This is a genomic window from Vibrio sp. 10N.222.49.C9, assembly GCF_041474985.1.
Lineage (GTDB): Bacteria > Pseudomonadota > Gammaproteobacteria > Enterobacterales > Vibrionaceae > Vibrio > Vibrio crassostreae_C.
Window position 1 is genome coordinate 43,952 of record NZ_JBFRVD010000003.1, and the last position, 16,966, is coordinate 60,917.

At 45.1% G+C, this 16,966-nt stretch carries 17 protein-coding genes and 1 other annotated feature; of the genes, 6 read left to right on the plus strand and 11 right to left on the minus strand.

All coding sequences use genetic code 11. From position 1 onward, the window contains the following. Positions 1-7: 7 nt before the first annotated feature. Positions 8-862, plus strand: coding sequence for an NAD(P)H-binding protein (locus tag AB4585_RS00765; protein WP_017060279.1), 855 nt, complete (start codon positions 8-10; stop codon positions 860-862). Then, positions 855-1,520: a YdcF family protein gene (locus AB4585_RS00770; protein ID WP_372169239.1), complete on the plus strand. Its 666-nt coding sequence runs from the start codon at positions 855-857 to the stop codon at positions 1,518-1,520. The genes AB4585_RS00765 and AB4585_RS00770 overlap by 8 nt, the downstream gene beginning before the upstream one ends. A gap of 149 nt (positions 1,521-1,669) precedes the next feature. Here the strand turns inward: AB4585_RS00770 and AB4585_RS00775 are convergent, their stop codons facing one another. Further along, positions 1,670-2,248: a thymidine kinase gene (locus AB4585_RS00775; RefSeq protein WP_017060277.1), complete on the minus strand. Its 579-nt coding sequence runs from the start codon at positions 2,246-2,248 to the stop codon at positions 1,670-1,672. A 98-nt stretch (positions 2,249-2,346) separates the two neighbouring features. Further along, complete coding sequence (cysS, locus tag AB4585_RS00780; RefSeq protein WP_017060276.1) at positions 2,347-3,732, minus strand: cysteine--tRNA ligase; 1,386 nt, start codon at positions 3,730-3,732, stop codon at positions 2,347-2,349. A 365-nt stretch (positions 3,733-4,097) separates the two neighbouring features. Between cysS and AB4585_RS00785 the strand changes: the two genes are divergently transcribed. From AB4585_RS00785 to AB4585_RS00800, 4 genes are all read left to right on the plus strand, one after another. Continuing rightward, positions 4,098-4,592: a peptidylprolyl isomerase gene (locus AB4585_RS00785; RefSeq protein ID WP_017060275.1), complete on the plus strand. Its 495-nt coding sequence runs from the start codon at positions 4,098-4,100 to the stop codon at positions 4,590-4,592. Between the two features lie 77 nt (positions 4,593-4,669). After that, the gene (lpxH, locus tag AB4585_RS00790) at positions 4,670-5,404 is read left to right on the plus strand and encodes a UDP-2,3-diacylglucosamine diphosphatase (RefSeq protein ID WP_017060274.1); all 735 of its coding nucleotides are present in this window, start codon (positions 4,670-4,672) and stop codon (positions 5,402-5,404) included. 123 nt (positions 5,405-5,527) lie between these two features. Next, the gene (locus AB4585_RS00795; protein WP_029235542.1) at positions 5,528-6,745 is read left to right on the plus strand and encodes an EAL and HDOD domain-containing protein; all 1,218 of its coding nucleotides are present in this window, start codon (positions 5,528-5,530) and stop codon (positions 6,743-6,745) included. A gap of 136 nt (positions 6,746-6,881) precedes the next feature. Then, a complete protein-coding gene (locus AB4585_RS00800) occupies positions 6,882-7,394 on the plus strand; it encodes a YchJ family protein (RefSeq protein WP_017060272.1) in 513 nt (170 codons plus the stop codon). A gap of 217 nt (positions 7,395-7,611) precedes the next feature. Here AB4585_RS00800 and hisIE read toward each other — a convergent pair whose 3' ends face one another. The 9 genes from hisIE to AB4585_RS00845 all read right to left on the minus strand — a co-directional run bounded on the left by hisIE (position 7,612) and on the right by AB4585_RS00845 (position 16,856). Further along, positions 7,612-8,262 carry a bifunctional phosphoribosyl-AMP cyclohydrolase/phosphoribosyl-ATP diphosphatase HisIE gene (hisIE, locus tag AB4585_RS00805; protein WP_017060271.1) on the minus strand — a complete coding sequence of 217 codons (651 nt, stop codon included), beginning with the start codon at positions 8,260-8,262 and terminating at the stop codon, positions 7,612-7,614. Beyond that, entirely contained in the window at positions 8,259-9,032 is a 774-nt protein-coding gene (gene hisF / locus AB4585_RS00810) for an imidazole glycerol phosphate synthase subunit HisF (protein ID WP_017060270.1), read from the minus strand. The genes hisIE and hisF overlap by 4 nt, the downstream gene beginning before the upstream one ends. After that, positions 9,014-9,751, minus strand: a complete 738-nt coding sequence (gene hisA / locus AB4585_RS00815; RefSeq protein ID WP_372169240.1) for a 1-(5-phosphoribosyl)-5-[(5-phosphoribosylamino)methylideneamino]imidazole-4-carboxamide isomerase — start codon at positions 9,749-9,751, stop codon at positions 9,014-9,016. The genes hisF and hisA overlap by 19 nt, the downstream gene beginning before the upstream one ends. Before the next feature lie 43 nt (positions 9,752-9,794). Next, the gene (gene hisH, locus AB4585_RS00820) at positions 9,795-10,409 is read right to left on the minus strand and encodes an imidazole glycerol phosphate synthase subunit HisH (RefSeq protein WP_017060268.1); all 615 of its coding nucleotides are present in this window, start codon (positions 10,407-10,409) and stop codon (positions 9,795-9,797) included. A 9-nt stretch (positions 10,410-10,418) separates the two neighbouring features. Then, entirely contained in the window at positions 10,419-11,507 is a 1,089-nt protein-coding gene (gene hisB / locus AB4585_RS00825) for a bifunctional histidinol-phosphatase/imidazoleglycerol-phosphate dehydratase HisB (RefSeq protein WP_017067390.1), read from the minus strand. Positions 11,508-11,636: 129 nt separating this feature from the next. Then, positions 11,637-12,677: a histidinol-phosphate transaminase gene (gene hisC, locus AB4585_RS00830; RefSeq protein WP_017060266.1), complete on the minus strand. Its 1,041-nt coding sequence runs from the start codon at positions 12,675-12,677 to the stop codon at positions 11,637-11,639. A gap of 9 nt (positions 12,678-12,686) precedes the next feature. Next, entirely contained in the window at positions 12,687-13,988 is a 1,302-nt protein-coding gene (gene hisD / locus AB4585_RS00835) for a histidinol dehydrogenase (RefSeq protein ID WP_017065318.1), read from the minus strand. Next, complete coding sequence (gene hisG, locus AB4585_RS00840; protein WP_017060264.1) at positions 13,988-14,884, minus strand: ATP phosphoribosyltransferase; 897 nt, start codon at positions 14,882-14,884, stop codon at positions 13,988-13,990. The genes hisD and hisG overlap by 1 nt, the downstream gene beginning before the upstream one ends. Positions 14,885-14,937: 53 nt before the next feature. Further along, positions 14,938-15,073 (minus strand) — a sequence feature (His leader region). A 190-nt stretch (positions 15,074-15,263) separates the two neighbouring features. Further along, positions 15,264-16,856 carry a Na+/H+ antiporter NhaC family protein gene (locus AB4585_RS00845; protein WP_372155282.1) on the minus strand — a complete coding sequence of 531 codons (1,593 nt, stop codon included), beginning with the start codon at positions 16,854-16,856 and terminating at the stop codon, positions 15,264-15,266. Positions 16,857-16,966 lie beyond the last annotated feature (110 nt).

Genomic DNA, 16,966 nt, shown 5'->3' on the forward strand with positions numbered 1-16,966 from the left:
GGAACACATGGCTTCTATATTTATTGTCGGTGCAGGATGGGTAGGTGCACCTTTATCTGAACATTTAGAAAAACATGGTAACCGAGTAGTGGTCACGAAAACGACCCAAGCGGGAGCAGATGCCATTGGTAGCGAACAAATTCCATGTGAAGTGTTTAGCTTTGATTCATCCGATCCACAACAGACTATCGGGCGACTATATTCATTGTTACTCGAAAACAACACTGAAATTGTGATTGGCAGCTTCCCTCCTGGCTTTAGAAAAGGAGCAGGACAAGAGTATGCCGACTACTGGCAGCAACTCACCAATGCATGCCAAAAGGCCAACATTAAAAAGCTCATTATGGTTAGTTCAACTACGGTATACCCAACTAAGCCGGGTGTGCTGAACGAGCTGGATGCATCACTCCCCCTTTCGACCTCAGATAACGAGCACGCGTCTTTATTTTCCGATAACGCACGAATCATGCTGCAAGCTGAACAGTCAGTGATTGATTCCGGTATCGACTACACCATTCTTCGCTTTAGTGGCTTAATCGGCCCAAGCCGTCACCCATCACGCTTCGCAAGCAAGTTAAAACAAGTCAGCACTCAAGCTCCAGCCAACATGCTGCACCTTGATGATGCAATTGGTGCTGTCGATTTCGCTATCAGTCAACTGCATAATGAAATAGTTAACGTGACCACACCAAATACAGTCAGTAAGGCGGAGTTTTATGCCGCGGCACTGAAAAGCGCCAACAGCAGTGAGCCTCTGCCCGCTGTTGTTGATACCCCAGACAAGTTAATCTCTTCGAAGAAGATTCTCGACTTAGGTTATTCATTTAAATTCGAATCCACACTGGACGCACTTCATGACTGAACAATCTATTGCTAACAAAAATCCCAACATAAAACTGCATCGCTCAGTCGACAGCCTTTGGAACTTTATGTCGATGGGTCACAAGGTTACGCCTTCCGACTGTATCTTTGTATTGTGTAGCAACGATACTCGCGTAGCTGAATATGCAGCCGAGCTTTATCACCAACAGATCGCGCCTTACATCGTTTTTTCTGGCGGTGTGGGGCGCTTTACCGAAAGAAGCTTTGAACGCTCAGAAGCAGAAACATTCGCTTCTATCGCACGAGATTGTGGCGTGCCTGACTCTGACATTATCATAGAGAAACACGCAACAAATACTGGGGAAAATGTACGATTCACTCATGAGTTGCTGACAGAAAAAGGGTTATCGCCGAAGAGGCTAACCTTAGTTCAGAAGCCCTTCATGGAGAAACGTACCTACGCAACCTTCAGTAAACAATGGCCTGACGAAACTTCCGAGATTACCGTGACGTCGCGATGGCAAACTTGGGATGATTACTTTAACGAAGAGTTGCCGTTAGATATGGTGTTAGGCGCATTAATTGCTGATTACGAGCGAATCAAATCCTACCCAGAGAAAGGCTTTCAGATTGAGATGCCGATCCCCGACGACGTTGACCACGCCTATCAAGCATTGAAGAAGCTCGGTTTCGAATAAGCAAAAGTTAGACTTTGAACAAAGTAAAAGCTCGGCAGGAAATAAAACAAAAGCTCGGCTTGGAAGAAAGCAAAACACAGGCCCAATAAACAAAAACGGTGACACTTGGTCACCGTTTTTCGTTCTTTCGCGTTAGCAAATAGAGCTGCTTATTTACCTAACGCTTCTTTGTAGTGCAGACGGCAAACAGAAACGTATTTGTCGTTACCGCCAATAGCCACTTGGTCGCCCTCAGCAATCGCCACACCGTGCTCGTCGGTACGAATTACCATGTTCGCTTTACGGCCACAGTGACAAATTGTTTTAAGCTCAACAAGTTTATCTGCCCAAGACAGTAAGTAACGGCTACCTTCAAACAGTTCACCCAGGAAATCGGTACGTAGGCCGTAACAAAGTACAGGGATGTGCAGCTTATCAACCACTTCTGTTAATTGGTACACCTGCTCCTTCGATAAAAATTGGCACTCATCGATCAAAACACAATGACGCTTTTCTTCCTCATTGAGCTTTTTGATCGCATCAAACATGTTGGTGTCATTTTTAAACAGCTGAGCTTCAGATTGCAGACCAATTCGTGAGCTCACTTTACCGATACCATAGCGATCGTCCAAAGCTGCCGTAAAGATCACTGGCGTCATGCCACGTTCTTGGTAGTTGAATGAAGATTGAAGAAGCGTTGTTGATTTACCCGCATTCATTGCCGAGTAATAAAAATACATCTGAGCCACAGAAATATTCCTGTTAATTAAAAGTTGAAGATAGAAAAGGTGAAAATAGAGAATTCGTGCTAGAAAAAAGGGCTGAAAATCAGCCCTTTTTATAAGATTTACTTACGACGCCAAGTCGTACCTTCTGGGCCATCTTCCAGAACAATACCCAACTCGTTTAGCTTATCACGTGCAAGGTCGGCATTTGCCCAATCCTTTGAAGCACGAGAGTCGTTACGCAGTTTGATCAACGCTTCGATTTCAGCCACTTCGTCGTCGTTACCTGCCGCATCACCTTGTAGGAAGGCTTCTGGCTCTTGGTGAAGAATACCGATGATGTCTGCTAGTTCACGCATCAATGCACCCAGTCCGCTTGCTTTTTCAATGCTTTCAGGCTTGATACGGTTGATTTCACGAGCCATTTCAAACAGTACTGAATAAGCTTCAGGTGTGTTGAAATCATCGTTCATCGCTGTAGAGAATCGAGTCACGTACTCTTCGCCACCGGCAGGAGCGGCTGTAAGGTCTAGGCCACGAAGTGACGTGTATAGACGCTCTAGTGATGCGCGAGCTTGGTTTAGGTTATCTTCGCTGTAGTTTAGCTGGCTACGGTAGTGACCAGACATTAGGAAGTAACGTACCGTTTCAGCATCGTAATGTGCTAGCACGTCACGGATAGTGAAGAAGTTACCTAGTGACTTAGACATCTTCTCTTTGTCTACCATCACCATACCACTGTGCATCCAAGTATTTACATACTGAGTGCCGTGCGCGCAGCAAGACTGTGCGATTTCGTTTTCGTGGTGAGGGAACTGCAGATCTGAACCACCACCGTGGATATCGAAGTGGTTACCAAGAATAGACGAGTTCATTGCTGAACATTCGATGTGCCAACCTGGACGACCCGGGCCCCATGGCGATTCCCATGTAGGTTCACCTGGCTTAGACATCTTCCAAAGAACGAAGTCTAGTGGGCTGCGTTTTGCAGATTCAACATCAACGCGAGCACCCGCTTGAAGCTGATCAAGGTCTTGCTTTGAAAGCTTACCGTATTCGTCGAATTTCTTTACTTCAAACATCACGTCGCCGTTGCTTGCAACGTATGCGAAACCACGTTCAATCAGCTTTTCAACAAGCTCGATGATTTCAGTGATGTATTCTGTCGCACGAGGCTCAACATCTGGACGCTTCATGTTCAATGCATCAAAGTCAGCGTGCATCTCACCGATTAAACGCTCAGTCAGAGAGTCACAAGACTCACCGTTTTCGTTAGCGCGTTTGATGATTTTGTCATCGATATCTGTGATGTTACGAACGAAATTCAAATCGTAACCAAGGTAACGAAGGTAACGAGTTACTACGTCGAAAGAAACGAACGTACGACCATGACCAATATGACAGAGATCGTATATGGTTACCCCACAGACATACATGCCGACTTTGCCAGCTGTAATTGGTTTGAATTCCTCTTTCTGTCTTGTGAGCGTGTTATATATCTTCAGCATGATCTCTATCTATTTTATGGATTAATGAAAATAAGCTCGCAGTATAACAAGTCATACCTTAATAGGTAATCCCTAAAAGCAGGAATTATACCAATCACGGTAAGTAGATGGTCATAAATAGCGCAGAAAAAATGCTTGAGAACAAGGAAGCTCTTTTCGACAAAAAGTTTCGATAAGTAGTTATTCTACATTCAAAATTTCTAACGACGTTATCAAGTGTTTTAACAAGCTAGGATGGCCAGTTATTTACTACGATTGGTATTACCTCAAACATCCGAGTTAAGTTAATGATTTGGTGATTTGAAAGTCTGCCAACATGCGCTAGAATTCGAACTTCATATTAAAAAGACAGTAAGGTAACAATCATGATCATCCTTCACACAAATTTTGGTGATATCAAAGTTCAACTTAACGAAGAAAAAGCACCAGAAACAAGCGCAAACTTTCTACAGTATTGCCGTGACGGTTTCTACGACAACACACTATTCCACCGTGTTATCGATGGTTTCATGATTCAAGGCGGCGGCATGACTTCTGGCCTTAAAGAAAAGGCAACTCGTGCAACGATCAAGAACGAAGCAAACAACGGTCTAGCGAACAAAGTTGGTACGCTAGCAATGGCTCGTACTATGGAACCGCATTCAGCGAGCTCTCAGTTCTTCATCAACGTTAACGACAACTCTTTCCTAAACTTCCGTAGCGAAAGCCTAGACGGTTGGGGCTACTGTGTATTCGCAGAAGTTGTTGAAGGCATGGACATCGTAAACAAGATTAAAGGTGTTAGCACTGGTTCTATGGGTATGCACCAAGATGTACCTCTAGAAGAAGTGATCATCACTGGTACTACAATCGAAGCTTAATTCATCGCTTTCGGTTAGTATTGATGAGCCGATAAAATCAGGATATAGGGAGCGAATCGCTCCCTTTTTTTAGACCTATGAAAACATATTTTATATCAGATCTGCACCTTTCTCCGTCACGAGAAGACATCACAGACTGCTTCTTAACCTTTATGAAGAAAGAAGCCGTAGAAGCGGATGCACTTTACGTATTAGGTGACCTTTTCGAATTCTGGATTGGTGACGATGATAAGAGTGAATTCGCGACTTCTATCCGCCAAGCGTTTATCGACTTAGTGAAAACAGGCGTGCCTTGTTACTTTACTCAAGGGAACCGCGACTTCTTAGTCGGCAAAAAATTTGCTAAGCAAACGGGCGTACAACTTCTCGACGAAGTTTCTACGATCGATATCTACGGGCAAAAAGCGGTAGTATTGCATGGAGATACCCTATGTACTGAAGATGTAAAGTACCTCGCCTTTCGCGAAAAAGTGCATCAGCCATGGTTACAATGGGTCTTCAACCGAATTCCATTTTTCATCAAGAAGAAAATTGTTTCAAAGGTTCAATCAGATATCAAAGATGACAAGCAGACCAAGTCTCTCGACATCATGGATGTGACACAGCAAGAAGTCGAAGATGTGATGGAACGAAACAATGTCGATCTGATGATCCACGGCCATACTCACCGCCCAGACATCCATACATTCAATGCTAACAATTGCACTAAAACCCGTATCGTACTTGGCGATTGGTATACGCAAGGCTCAGTGCTGGTGTTCACGCCGCAAAGTTTTGAACTACAGAATCGAGCGTTTAGCAATAGCTTTTAACATCACGCTTAAACTTTCACTTTGATTATTATTGTCGGTCAGACTTTCTTAGAAAGTGTATGGTAATTTCTAGTGAATTAGCTATTATCTCTCTACCAGAAATAAACCGAACACAGTACCAAGTTGAAATATTCATACGTAGCGCGTCAACCAATACTCGACACAGGCAAGAAAACCATAGGTTACGAGTTGCTATTCAGGGATGGTCCTAAGAACACTTTCCCTGAAGTAGAGCCGGAGCTCGCTACTAGCCGTTTGCTTTCCGATCACTTCTTATCGACCCACTATAATACGTTGGGTGATAAGCTTGGGTTCGTGAACTTCCCATATGCAAGCCTAATCAACTTAGTCCCTACTCTGTTCCCCAAAGAAAGCCTCGTTGTTGAGGTTCTTGAAGACTGCGAACCAACAGACGAATTACTTGAAGCAATCAAAACCATCTTTGACGCGGGTTATACCATTGCGCTAGACGACTTTGTGCCAAGTAAAGCTTGGAAGCGCTTCTTACCCTACGTTTCAATTATCAAGTTCGATATCCGTTTGACGCCAATTGCCAAAGCAGCGATGTTTATGAACTCTCTCAAAGGGCTAGATATCAAGTTCCTTGCTGAGAAAGTAGAAACGTACGAAGAATACCAAGAAGCGAAAAAAGCAGGCTTCACCTACTTTCAAGGTTATTTCTTTAGCAAGCCAGAGATGATCCAAACGCGTGCGCTCAACCCGGCATTCCTGACGACCGTTCAGCTGTTAAAAGAGATTGCGCACGACCCTATCGACTTTGGTGAAGTAGAGCGTTTGATTACGCTCGATGTGACCATGTCGTATAAGCTACTTACCTACGTAAACTCCGCTGGCGGTTCACCAACAACGATTCGTTCATTCCGCCAAGCGCTTATTTACCTTGGTGAACAGAAACTGCGTAAGTTCGTTTCACTGGTGGCTATCGCATCCGCGAAAGAAGATAAGCCGGACTCACTTTATGGCTTAGCGGTAATACGCGCACGTCAGTGTGAACTCTTGGTTGAGAAGATGAATGTTAAGGTTGAGCCTGGACAAGCCTTTTTGACCGGTATGTTCTCTCTGTTGGACTCACTCTTTGACCAACCATTGAAACAAGTACTCGATTCAGTGCCGATCGACATCGAGATCAAACAAGCCTTGATTCAACGTAAAGGCGTGTTAGGTGCTGTATTGGCGATGGTGGTTGCGTATGAGCAAGCTCGTTGGGAAGAAGCGACTCGTATTCGCCAGCTTCTCAAACTGAGTGAAGCTCAACTTGGTCAAGCTTATGACGAAGCGACGACTTGGGCTCAAGAGCTATTGTCTCCAGCCTTGAAATAGTAAACTTCGCGCTAACACTTTGATAATTTCAATAACTTCAACAGAAACTAAACTTTGGTGAGCGATCGTTTCTTGGTAAACTCCCACGCATTCACTTATGGCCTCTTAATAGAGGCCATTTTTACAGGATCTGACTATGTCTTTATGCCCATGCGGTAGCAAAAATACTTACCAACAGTGCTGTGAATCAGCGCACCTTCACCACAGTGCTGTTGAAACGCCTGAACAGTTGATGCGCTCTCGTTATTCAGCGCACGTGTTGGGTTTAGTTGACTATGTTGTTGCGACTTACCACCCTAGCTGCAACGCAGAAGCGCAAAGAGAAGGTATTGCCGAATCTATCAACAGTGATTGGGCAGGACTAGAAGTCATCGATACTGCGGTAGGCTCGCACCAAGACGAAGGCTTTGTTGAGTTTAAAGCTTACTTCAATGAAGAAGGCGCACAATACTGCATGCAAGAACGCTCTCGCTTTATACGTGAAGACGGTCTTTGGTACTACATTGATGGTACCTTCCCAGAGCAGGAACAAACTACACAACCAGAAATTGACCCACGCTTAAATCAAACCGTTGAGAGCTTTAAAATCGGCCGTAATGATCCGTGTATTTGTGGCAGTGGTAAGAAATACAAGAAGTGCTGCGGGTAACTCGTTCGACTAAGAAGTCAGATTAAGAGAAGAGATTCCTGATGTCGCTTAGGCTCCTCGGAATGACGCAAAGTCAGAGGTTAGAAAAGTGACGTAGGGCTTAGAAATCTTGAAATCTTGAAATCTTGAAAATTAAAAAACTAAAAAGCCCCGTAAACATGTTTGTTTGCGGGGCTTTTGTCTGTCTTTTACGCGGTTCTATTAATCTAAAGAGAGCTTACTTATGACGCTCTTTCAGCTTGTTTACCACATCATCCATCGATAAGCCTTGGTCTTGAAGAAGAACCATTAGGTGGTAAATCAAATCTGCTGATTCACACACTAACTCCGCCTTATCGCCCGACGTCGCCGCAAGCGCGACTTCAACGCCTTCTTCGCCCACTTTTTGCGAAATACGCTTGGTGCCACGGGCATATAGACTGGCAGTATAAGAAGATTCAGGATCGGCGTCCTTGCGGGCAGCCAATAGCTGCTCAAGCTGATGAAGCCACACCATCTGAGACTCTTCTTGCTTGTCTCCATCCCAACACGTTGTTGTACCTGTGTGGCACGTTGGACCAATGGGATTAACTTTAACCAGTAAGGTGTCGCTGTCACAGTCCAAGGCGATGTTTTGCAGTTGCAATACATTGCCCGACGTTTCACCTTTCGTCCAAAGACGCTCTTTTGTGCGAGAGAAAAACGTCACATTGCCAGTTTCACCCGTTTTCTCAAGTGCGGCTGGGTTCATGTATCCCATCATTAGCACTTGGCTTGACTGGTAATCTTGAACAATCGCTGGCACTAAGCCATCTACTTTTTCCCAGTTAATACGCTCTGACAATGCGCCTACTTCTGTTTTTGATAAGCTTACGGGTTCAAAACTCATAGTCGCACCTCTACATCTTGTTGTTTTAAATACTGTTTAAGTTCACCAATATTGATGACTTGTTTGTGGAATACCGAAGCCGCAAGTGCTCCATCCACGTTGGTCTTTTTATAAGCTTCAGCAAAGTGCTCCATTGCACCAGCGCCACCAGAGGCAATCAATGGCACATTACACACTTCACGCACCATGTTTAACTGATCGATATCATAGCCGTTACGAACGCCATCTTGGTTCATCATGTTTAACACAATCTCACCTGCGCCACGCTTCTGTACTTCCTGCACCCAATCTTTGGTTTCCCATTTGGTTGCTTTAGTACGCGCTTCATCGCCTGTAAATTGGTAAACCTGATATTTACCGGTTTCTTTGTCGAAGTATGAATCGATACCGACAACGATACACTGAACGCCAAACTTATCAGCAAGGTCAGTAATCAGCTGTGGATTAGCCAATGCCGGTGAGTTGATTGACACTTTATCCGCACCAAACTCAAGGATGCGCGCTGCATCTTCTGCTGATTTAATACCACCAGCGACACAGAAAGGGATATCGATCACTTCAGCTACGCGTTTCACCCAGCTTTTATCGACCACACGGCCATCACTTGATGCGGTGATGTCATAAAATACCAATTCATCGGCGCCCTCTTCTGCATAGCGTTGTGCTAGCGGAACGATGTCACCAATAATTTCGTGGTTACGGAACTGAACGCCCTTAACCACTTGTCCGTCACGGACATCCAAACAAGGGATTATTCGCTTTGCCAACATGCAAATGCCTCCTCTGCGGTAAACTTGCCATCAAGTAGCGCACGACCCACAATCACACCCGCAACACCGCTGCCTTTAAGCGCTTCGATATCAGCTAGGCTGCCAATGCCGCCCGATGATTGGAATTGCACTTGTGGGTACTGCTTACAAAGATCAACATAGAGCTCTACGTTTGATCCTTCTAGCGTGCCGTCACGTGAAATATCGGTACACAGCACGTGTTTAAGGCCAACCGTGAGGTAGTCTTCAATCAGCGCTTCAATAGTCACACCTGAATCTTCTTGCCAACCTGAAATCGCCACTTTACGTTTGCCGCTTTCATCAATGTTGATGTCTAGAGCCAGCACGATTTTTTCCGCGCCATACTTCTCCATCCAACCTTTCACCAACTCAGGTTGCTTAACGGCTGTAGAACCAACCACAACGCGCTGTGCGCCAGCTTCTAGCAGATCAACGACATCTTGTTCGTTACGCACGCCACCACCAATCTGGATGTTCGCAGGCGTGCTAGCAAGGAGCTTAGCAATCAAGTCTAACTGACGAGCCGTTGTGTCTTTTGCGCCCGTTAAGTCAACAAGGTGCAGCCAGCCAGCGCCAGCTTGGTGGTACAGATTAAACTGCTCTGCTGGGTCTACTTTGTATTCTGTTACTTGCCCGTAGTCTCCTTGGAATAAGCGAACTACTTGGCCTTCAATTAAATCTAACGCGGGAATAATCATTTACATTCCTTATATGGCAACGTTAGCCGCTGCCTAATCCTTATTACAATTCCAAGAAGTTCTGAATCAGCTTAGAGCCAGCTTTCGAAGATCGCTCTGGGTGGAACTGAACACCATAATAATTGCCACTTTGAACCGCCGCAGTGAACGGATTACCGTAATCACATTGTGCGATTGTGTAGTCGCCCACTGGCATTGCGAAGCTATGAACAAAGTAGAAGTATTCGCCTTCTTCAATGTCTTTAAATAGCGGGTGATTAGGCGTTGCTGTTACTGTGTTCCAACCCATGTGTGGTAATGGTAAGTCGCCCGTTTCAAGTAAACGAACTTCGCCATCACACAAACCTAGGCATTCAACTAACTCATCAGCCTTTTGACCTTTCTCTTGAGACAGTTTGCCTAACAGCTGCATACCTAAACAGATACCCAGCAGAGGCTTCTCAACTTGCTTGACAAGGGTAACAAGGTCACGCTCTTGCAGGTTCTTCATTGCCTCACTTGCTGTACCTACACCGGGTAGGAATAGCTTGTCGGCAGCAAGAACCACTTCTGGTTCTTTTGAAATTTCAACTGCGTAGCCCAAACGTTCAATCGCAAACTTCACCGATGAAACGTTGGCACAACCAGTATCAATAATAACGACTTTTTGCTCTTTCATACCGAACCCTTACAGAACGCCTTTGCTGCTTGGTAACTCGTTACCTTCAACTTTGATTGCTTGGCGAAGAGTACGGCCAAACGCTTTGAACAGGCTCTCAATGATGTGGTGATCATTATTGCCATCAGAAGAAAGGTGTAGCGTACAAGCCAATGTATCAGTTAGAGAACGGAAGAAGTGAACCACCATCTCGGTTGAAAGATCACCCACTTGCTCACGGCTGAATTTAGCATCGAACTTCAGGTATGGACGACCAGAAAGGTCTAACGCACACTGAGCCAAACACTCATCCATTGGTAGGCTGAAACCAAAACGGCCAATACCACGTTTGTCGCCTAGTGCATCTTTCAATGCTTGGCCTAAAGCCAGAGCGGTATCTTCGACTGTGTGGTGATCATCAATGTGCAGGTCGCCCTTCACAGTCAGGTTCATTTGGAAACCACCGTGTGTCGCGATTTGATCAAGCATGTGGTCGAAGAAACCCATGCCGGTATCGATCTTGTTGCCACCGGTTTCATCAAGGTTTACTGCAACCTTGATATCTGTTTCTTTAGTGGTACGAACTACTTCAGCAATACGCGCATTAACCGTCAGATCTTTAACGATTTGTGGCCAGTTAAGCGTGCCTTCAGTTTCCGCATCCGGGCTATATTGAATACCGCGGATTGCCATGTTCTCTGCCAGTTGAAGATCCGTCATTCGGTCGCCAATCACAACAGAGTGTTGGAAATCGACTTTACCGCCTTGTAGGTACTCTTTAACCATACCCAGTTTAGGCTTACGGCAAGAGCAGTTGTCTTCGTCAAAGTGAGGGCAAATAAGCACGTCGTCAAACTTAACGCCTTGAGATTCGAAGAACTCCATCATCATATTGTGTGGTGCATCGAAATCTTCTTGTGGGTAGCTATCGGTACCTAAACCATCTTGGTTAGTGACCATTACTAAGCGGTAACCAGCATCTTGCAAAGCAAGCAGGCTAGGAATTACTCGCGGTTCGAATTTTAGCTTGTCTAAACGGTCTACTTGAAAGTCAACTGGCGGCTCAACAATTAAGGTGCCGTCACGGTCTATAAAAAGTATTTTCTGTTGTTTACTCACTTGAACTTCCTTTTAATTTTAAATCTGGTGGCCTAGCTAAAATCAAACGCTAACCCAAAATATTGGTTTCACTTGCCAGCCCAATTAATCAACTCAAACTGGCAAATGTTATTACTGGTAAGCCTTTCATTACTGATAAAAGTTACGAATGAATCCAAGTGTCTTTTCGCACTCTTCGCGGTTACCAATACTAATACGAACACAGTCTTCAATAGGTGAATTACGCAAAATAATGCCCGTATCCCAAGCCGCTTTAAATAACTCATCGCCGTTCGGGAATTTCACCAGTAAGTAGTTACCCCAGCCATCAAAAACCGTCACTTGAGGCATACCTAATAGACCCGCCTGCAAATACGCTCGGTTAGCACTTAAATCTAGAACTTGGAACTTAGCTCGCGCTAGTCCTTGCTCTGAGAGAGCTTGAACGGCAATGTCAGCAACAGGGATTGGCACAGGATAAGGAGCGATCACTTTCAACAGTACATCGATAAGCTCTTTATTCGCTAGCGTAAAGCCACAACGTAAGCCCGCCAAAGCAAAGGCCTTCGACAAGGTGCGCAGAATCGCTAGGTTTGGATATTGCTCAAGCAAATCAACGGTTGACGCTTCTGGACAAAAATCGATATACGCTTCATCCATCACCACAATCGCTTTGTCTTGTGTCATTTCAAGCAGCTTGATGATGTCTTTACGATCAACCAAATTACCGGTTGGGTTATTTGGGCTACAAACAAACACCACTTTTACGTTGTCGAGCTGAGCTTCGATAGCTGGAAGATCCAATTGCCATTCAGAAGTAAGAGGCACAACTTTACGCTCAACACCAATCGTCTCTGCACTGATTGCGTACATACCGTAAGTAGGTGGGCAGTAAAGAATAGCGTCTTCGTTCGGCTCACAGAAAGCACGAATCAATAACTCAATGCCTTCGTCAGCACCACGAGTCGTCAGTGTTTGCTCTGATTTCACGCCTGCGTATTGAGCGTAAGCATCAATCAGCTCTTTTGGCTGACATTCGCTGTAACGGTTAAGACGAGACAAGTTCAGGTTGTACTCGTTATCAAACGGAGATTCGTTGGCGTTTAGCCATACATCACCAGTACCGCCTATGCGTCTTGCAGACAAGTAAGGTGTTAGAGCCTGAACTTGTTTTCTTGCTAACTTTTCCATGCCCTACCCTTATTTCGCTTTATTTAACTTTTCAACTCGGATAGTCACAGCGCGTTTGTGTGCATCCAAACCTTCGGCTTCCGCCATTGTTACTACTGTTGGCGCTAGGCCTTTCAACCCATCGGCTGTTAGCTCCTGCACCGTCATTCGCTTAGAGAAATCAGCCAAACCTAGGCTTGAATACGTCTTGGTATAACCGTAAGTCGGAAGAACGTGGTTTGTGCCGGATGCGTAGTCACCTGCAGATTCTGGAGACCAGTCACCAAGGAAAATTGAGCCTGCATTATCTAGCAATGGCAGCAATTCACGTGGATTCTTGGTTTGAACGATCAAGTGCTCAGGACCGTAGAAATTCGAAATCGCAATCGCTTGAGTGATCGATTCAGCAATGATGATTAAGCTTGAAGCCAATGCTTGCTGAGCGATGTTCGCACGAGACAGTTCTTTCAGTTGCTTTTGAACCGCTTCTGTTACTTGGTCTGCAACCACTGGAGATGGAGTTACCAATACTACTTGAGAGTCAGGCCCGTGTTCCGCTTGGCTCAACAAATCCGCTGCAATGAAGTCTGCATCAGCCGTTTCATCAGCAATCACTAACACTTCAGATGGGCCAGCTGGCATATCAATAGCTGCTCCGCGGAAGTCATTACTCACTTGGCGCTTTGCTTCCGTAACGTAGGCATTACCTGGGCCGAAGATCTTATCGACTTTAGCCACACTCTCGGTACCGTAAGCCATTGCTGCAACCGCTTGACCACCACCAACGTTGTAAACTTCGTCGATCTTACAAAGCTTAGCGACATACAAGATTTCATCAGCGATTGGCGGAGGTGAACAAAGCACAACCTTACGACAACCTGCGATTTGAGCAGGAACACCTAACATAAGAACCGTTGACGGTAGTGGCGCACTGCCACCGGGAATATAAAGGCCAACAGTATTAATCGCGCGCGTCACTTGCTCACACACAACACCAGGCTGTGTCTCAACCTTAATTGGCTGCGGCTTTTGAGCTTCGTGAAACTTAGCAATGTTGCTATAAGCTTGCTCTAACGCTTGCTTCATCTCTGGTGTTAGACGAGCACACGCCTCTTCAATCTCACCCGAACTGACTCGGATAGATTCTGGAGTTACACCATCAAACTTTGCAGTCAGCTTTTTAAGCGCGGCATCGCCTTCATTTCGTACTTTTGCAATAACATCAGAAACAGTCGCTGTGATGTTTGCACCTTCAGTAATAGCTGGACGCTCTAATACCGAGTCTTGCTGTGATTCACTTAAAGATTGCCAAACAACGGTTCTCATCGTCACTACCCCATCATTTTTTCGATTGGTAATACTAGAATCGAGCTTGCACCCAACTCTTTCAGCTGTTCCATTGTTTCCCAGAACAAGTTCTCTGTACTTACTAGGTGCACGGCAACTTTGTCTTTGTCTGTAGATAGAGGAAGAACCGTTGGATCTTCAGCACCAGGCAGTAGTGCTTTGATTTGCTCTAGTTGAGAGGTTGGCGCGTGAAGCATGATGTACTTCGACTCTTTCGCTTGTTGAACACCCTGCATACGAGTCAGTAGTTTTTCAATCAGTGCGGTCTTGTCTGCGTCGAAGTCGCCAACACGTTGAATCAGTGTTGCTTTCGATTGGAAGATAGCTTCTGCTTCTTTTAGGCCGTTCGCTTCAAGCGTTGCACCTGTAGAAACTAAATCAGCGATAGCGTCTGCAAGGCCAGCGCGAGGCGCGACTTCAACCGAACCTGTTAGCATACAAGTGCTGAACTCAACACCCTGCTCGTCCATGTAGGCTTTAAGTAGTTGTGGGTAGGTTGTCGCAATACGTTTGCCCGCTAAGTCTTGTGGGCCGTTGTATTCTTCGTCTTTATTAATAGCGATTGAAAGGCGGCAACCACCGAAGTCTAAACGACGTAGTGTGCGGAACTCTGAAGGCTCTTTAAGAGCAACACGATCTAGACGAACTTCTTCTAGTTCATTTTCACCGATGAAACCAAGGTCAACTACACCATCCATGATAAGACCTGGGATGTCGTCATCACGAACGAGTAACAAGTCGATTGGCATATTTAGTGAGTGAACCACTAGGCGCTCACCCATGATATTAAATTTAACACCACATTTTTTAAGTAGGTCTTGGCACTCTTTACTTAAGCGACCTTTCTTTTGAATTGCGATTCTTAGGCGTTGTGTCTGCATTGCTGTATCCCTGTGCAAATATTTGAATTTATTGATTATTTAAAAGCGATAAAACTAAAAAACCCTCGGGGACTTTGTCATCCCGAGGGTTTAAATCTAAATTCTTTTGACTTAACCTCCGGGAGTAATCTTGCTCCCGGGTATACGTAAATCTCCCCGAAAGACTAGATAGGGTGATGATGGTGATGAATTTTCATTACTAATTTACGCATACTTATCAGCTCTTAGGTTGTTTGCTGTCTTGTCTCCACACTAACTAAGCTGACATCCTTTTTCAACCATTTATTCGAACTTTTTTCACGAAACTTAAAATTAAATTAACAGGCACAAAAAAGGGAGGCAAACGCCTCCCTGATAGTTTACTGATTAACTTTCAATTTTAGCTTTTGCACGTCGCCATTTTGCAGCGAGAGAAGTAAGCCAATGCAAAACATACAGCAACAAACGTTAGAGACGCTGCGCCAAATGCGATGCCAATTGAAGATGTCATACCTAGAGTGATGAAACCAATGCACGATACGAACGCTACAGACAACGCGTATGGAAGCTGAGTCGAGACGTGGTCGATGTGGTTACAACGAGCACCAGTAGAAGACAGAATCGTCGTATCTGAGATTGGAGAACAGTGGTCACCAAATACTGCACCCGCTAGAACCGCACTTAGCATTGGAAGAATCAGTGCGATATCCGATGCTGCAGCCATATCACCCGCGATTGGTAGCATGATACCGAACGTACCCCAAGATGTACCTGTAGAGAACGCCATAACGCCCGCTAGAAGGAACAACATAACCGGTAACCAGTGGTAATCAATGCTGCCCGTTACTAGAGATGATAGGTACGAACCTGTTTTCATGTCGCCGATTACAGAACCGATAGTCCATGCGAATACAAGGATTAGGATTGCGCCAAACATAGAGCTTGCACCAATCCACATTGTTCTTGCGATATCGGCCATAGATAGCTTTTGCTTGAATACTGTCGCTAGTGCTACTAGTAAGCCGATAACACCACCGTAAACAAGAGATTTACCAACATCTGTATTTTCGAATGCACCAAGTAGGTTAAACGCTTGACCATCAGCAGCTAACGCTTGACCGCCTGTGTAAAGCATCGCAGCTACAGTCGCTACGATCAATGAAACGATCGGCATGATTAGGTCAGAAACAGAACCGTTTTCGCTCTCTTCGATATCTAACTCTTCGTTTAGATCGTGAGCTTGCTTTTGATCGTTGTCACCTTCAAAGCCACGGCCTTGAGATGCTTCGATCTCATGCTCACGCATCTTACCAACGTCTAGACCGAACCATGCTACTGCGAACACCATTAGTAGTGCGAATACAGCGTAGAAGTTCATTGGGATAAGACGAACGTAAGCACCCAGTGCAGAATACTCTGTCACACCGTGTGTCACTAAGATGCCACCAATGATCGTGATGATGTAAGCACCCCAGCTAGAAGCAGGCATGATCACACACATAGGAGCAGCAGTTGAATCTAGGATATAAGCAAGCTTAGCGCGAGATACATAGAAGCGGTCTGTTACAGGACGAGAGATAGCACCAACCGCTAGGCTGTTAAAGTAGTCATCAACAAAGATGAATACACCTAAGAAAGCAGCAAGTAGTTTTGAACCACGTTTGCTCTTAACGCGAGACTGTGCCCACTCCGCGAATGCGCGAGTACCGCCAGACAGTGTTAATAATGCCGTTGTCATTCCAAGAATAATTAGGAATGCAATGATGCTCATGTTCCAAGTGTTGATGCCACCATCTTCGATGAAAACACCAGATGCTTTAGTAAATACGTAGCTAGCTGCGTTACCTACTGAGTAATCAGCAAGTAGAATCGCACCCATGATGATACCGACACCCAAAGAAACCAATACACGGCGGGTAACAATAGCAAGGCTCAAAGCCACAAGGGGCGGAAGCAAAGATAAAGGTGATGTTGCAAAATCTATTAAATTCATGATCTTCAAAAACCAGTTTTTTATTTGGCTAGAGATCTACTGCAGACAAACTTGATACGGCTGACCAAGCTCATGTTGAACTAAGCGAAAGGGAAGTGAACACTTCACCC

What these genes read in the sequence shown, in the direction of transcription:
- hisIE (WP_017060271.1), bottom strand. Translation starts at nt 8,262, where the DNA reads ATGAGTTTTGAACCCGTAAGCTTATCAAAAACAGAAGTAGGCGCATTG.
- AB4585_RS00765 (WP_017060279.1), top strand. Translation starts at nt 8, where the DNA reads ATGGCTTCTATATTTATTGTCGGTGCAGGATGGGTAGGTGCACCTTTA.
- AB4585_RS00845 (WP_372155282.1), bottom strand. Translation starts at nt 16,856, where the DNA reads ATGAATTTAATAGATTTTGCAACATCACCTTTATCTTTGCTTCCGCCC.
- AB4585_RS00770 (WP_372169239.1), top strand. Translation starts at nt 855, where the DNA reads ATGACTGAACAATCTATTGCTAACAAAAATCCCAACATAAAACTGCAT.
- hisH (WP_017060268.1), bottom strand. Translation starts at nt 10,409, where the DNA reads ATGAAAGAGCAAAAAGTCGTTATTATTGATACTGGTTGTGCCAACGTT.
- cysS (WP_017060276.1), bottom strand. Translation starts at nt 3,732, where the DNA reads ATGCTGAAGATATATAACACGCTCACAAGACAGAAAGAGGAATTCAAA.
- hisF (WP_017060270.1), bottom strand. Translation starts at nt 9,032, where the DNA reads ATGTTGGCAAAGCGAATAATCCCTTGTTTGGATGTCCGTGACGGACAA.
- hisG (WP_017060264.1), bottom strand. Translation starts at nt 14,884, where the DNA reads ATGCAGACACAACGCCTAAGAATCGCAATTCAAAAGAAAGGTCGCTTA.
- AB4585_RS00800 (WP_017060272.1), top strand. Translation starts at nt 6,882, where the DNA reads ATGTCTTTATGCCCATGCGGTAGCAAAAATACTTACCAACAGTGCTGT.
- lpxH (WP_017060274.1), top strand. Translation starts at nt 4,670, where the DNA reads ATGAAAACATATTTTATATCAGATCTGCACCTTTCTCCGTCACGAGAA.
- hisA (WP_372169240.1), bottom strand. Translation starts at nt 9,751, where the DNA reads ATGATTATTCCCGCGTTAGATTTAATTGAAGGCCAAGTAGTTCGCTTA.
- hisC (WP_017060266.1), bottom strand. Translation starts at nt 12,677, where the DNA reads ATGGAAAAGTTAGCAAGAAAACAAGTTCAGGCTCTAACACCTTACTTG.
- AB4585_RS00785 (WP_017060275.1), top strand. Translation starts at nt 4,098, where the DNA reads ATGATCATCCTTCACACAAATTTTGGTGATATCAAAGTTCAACTTAAC.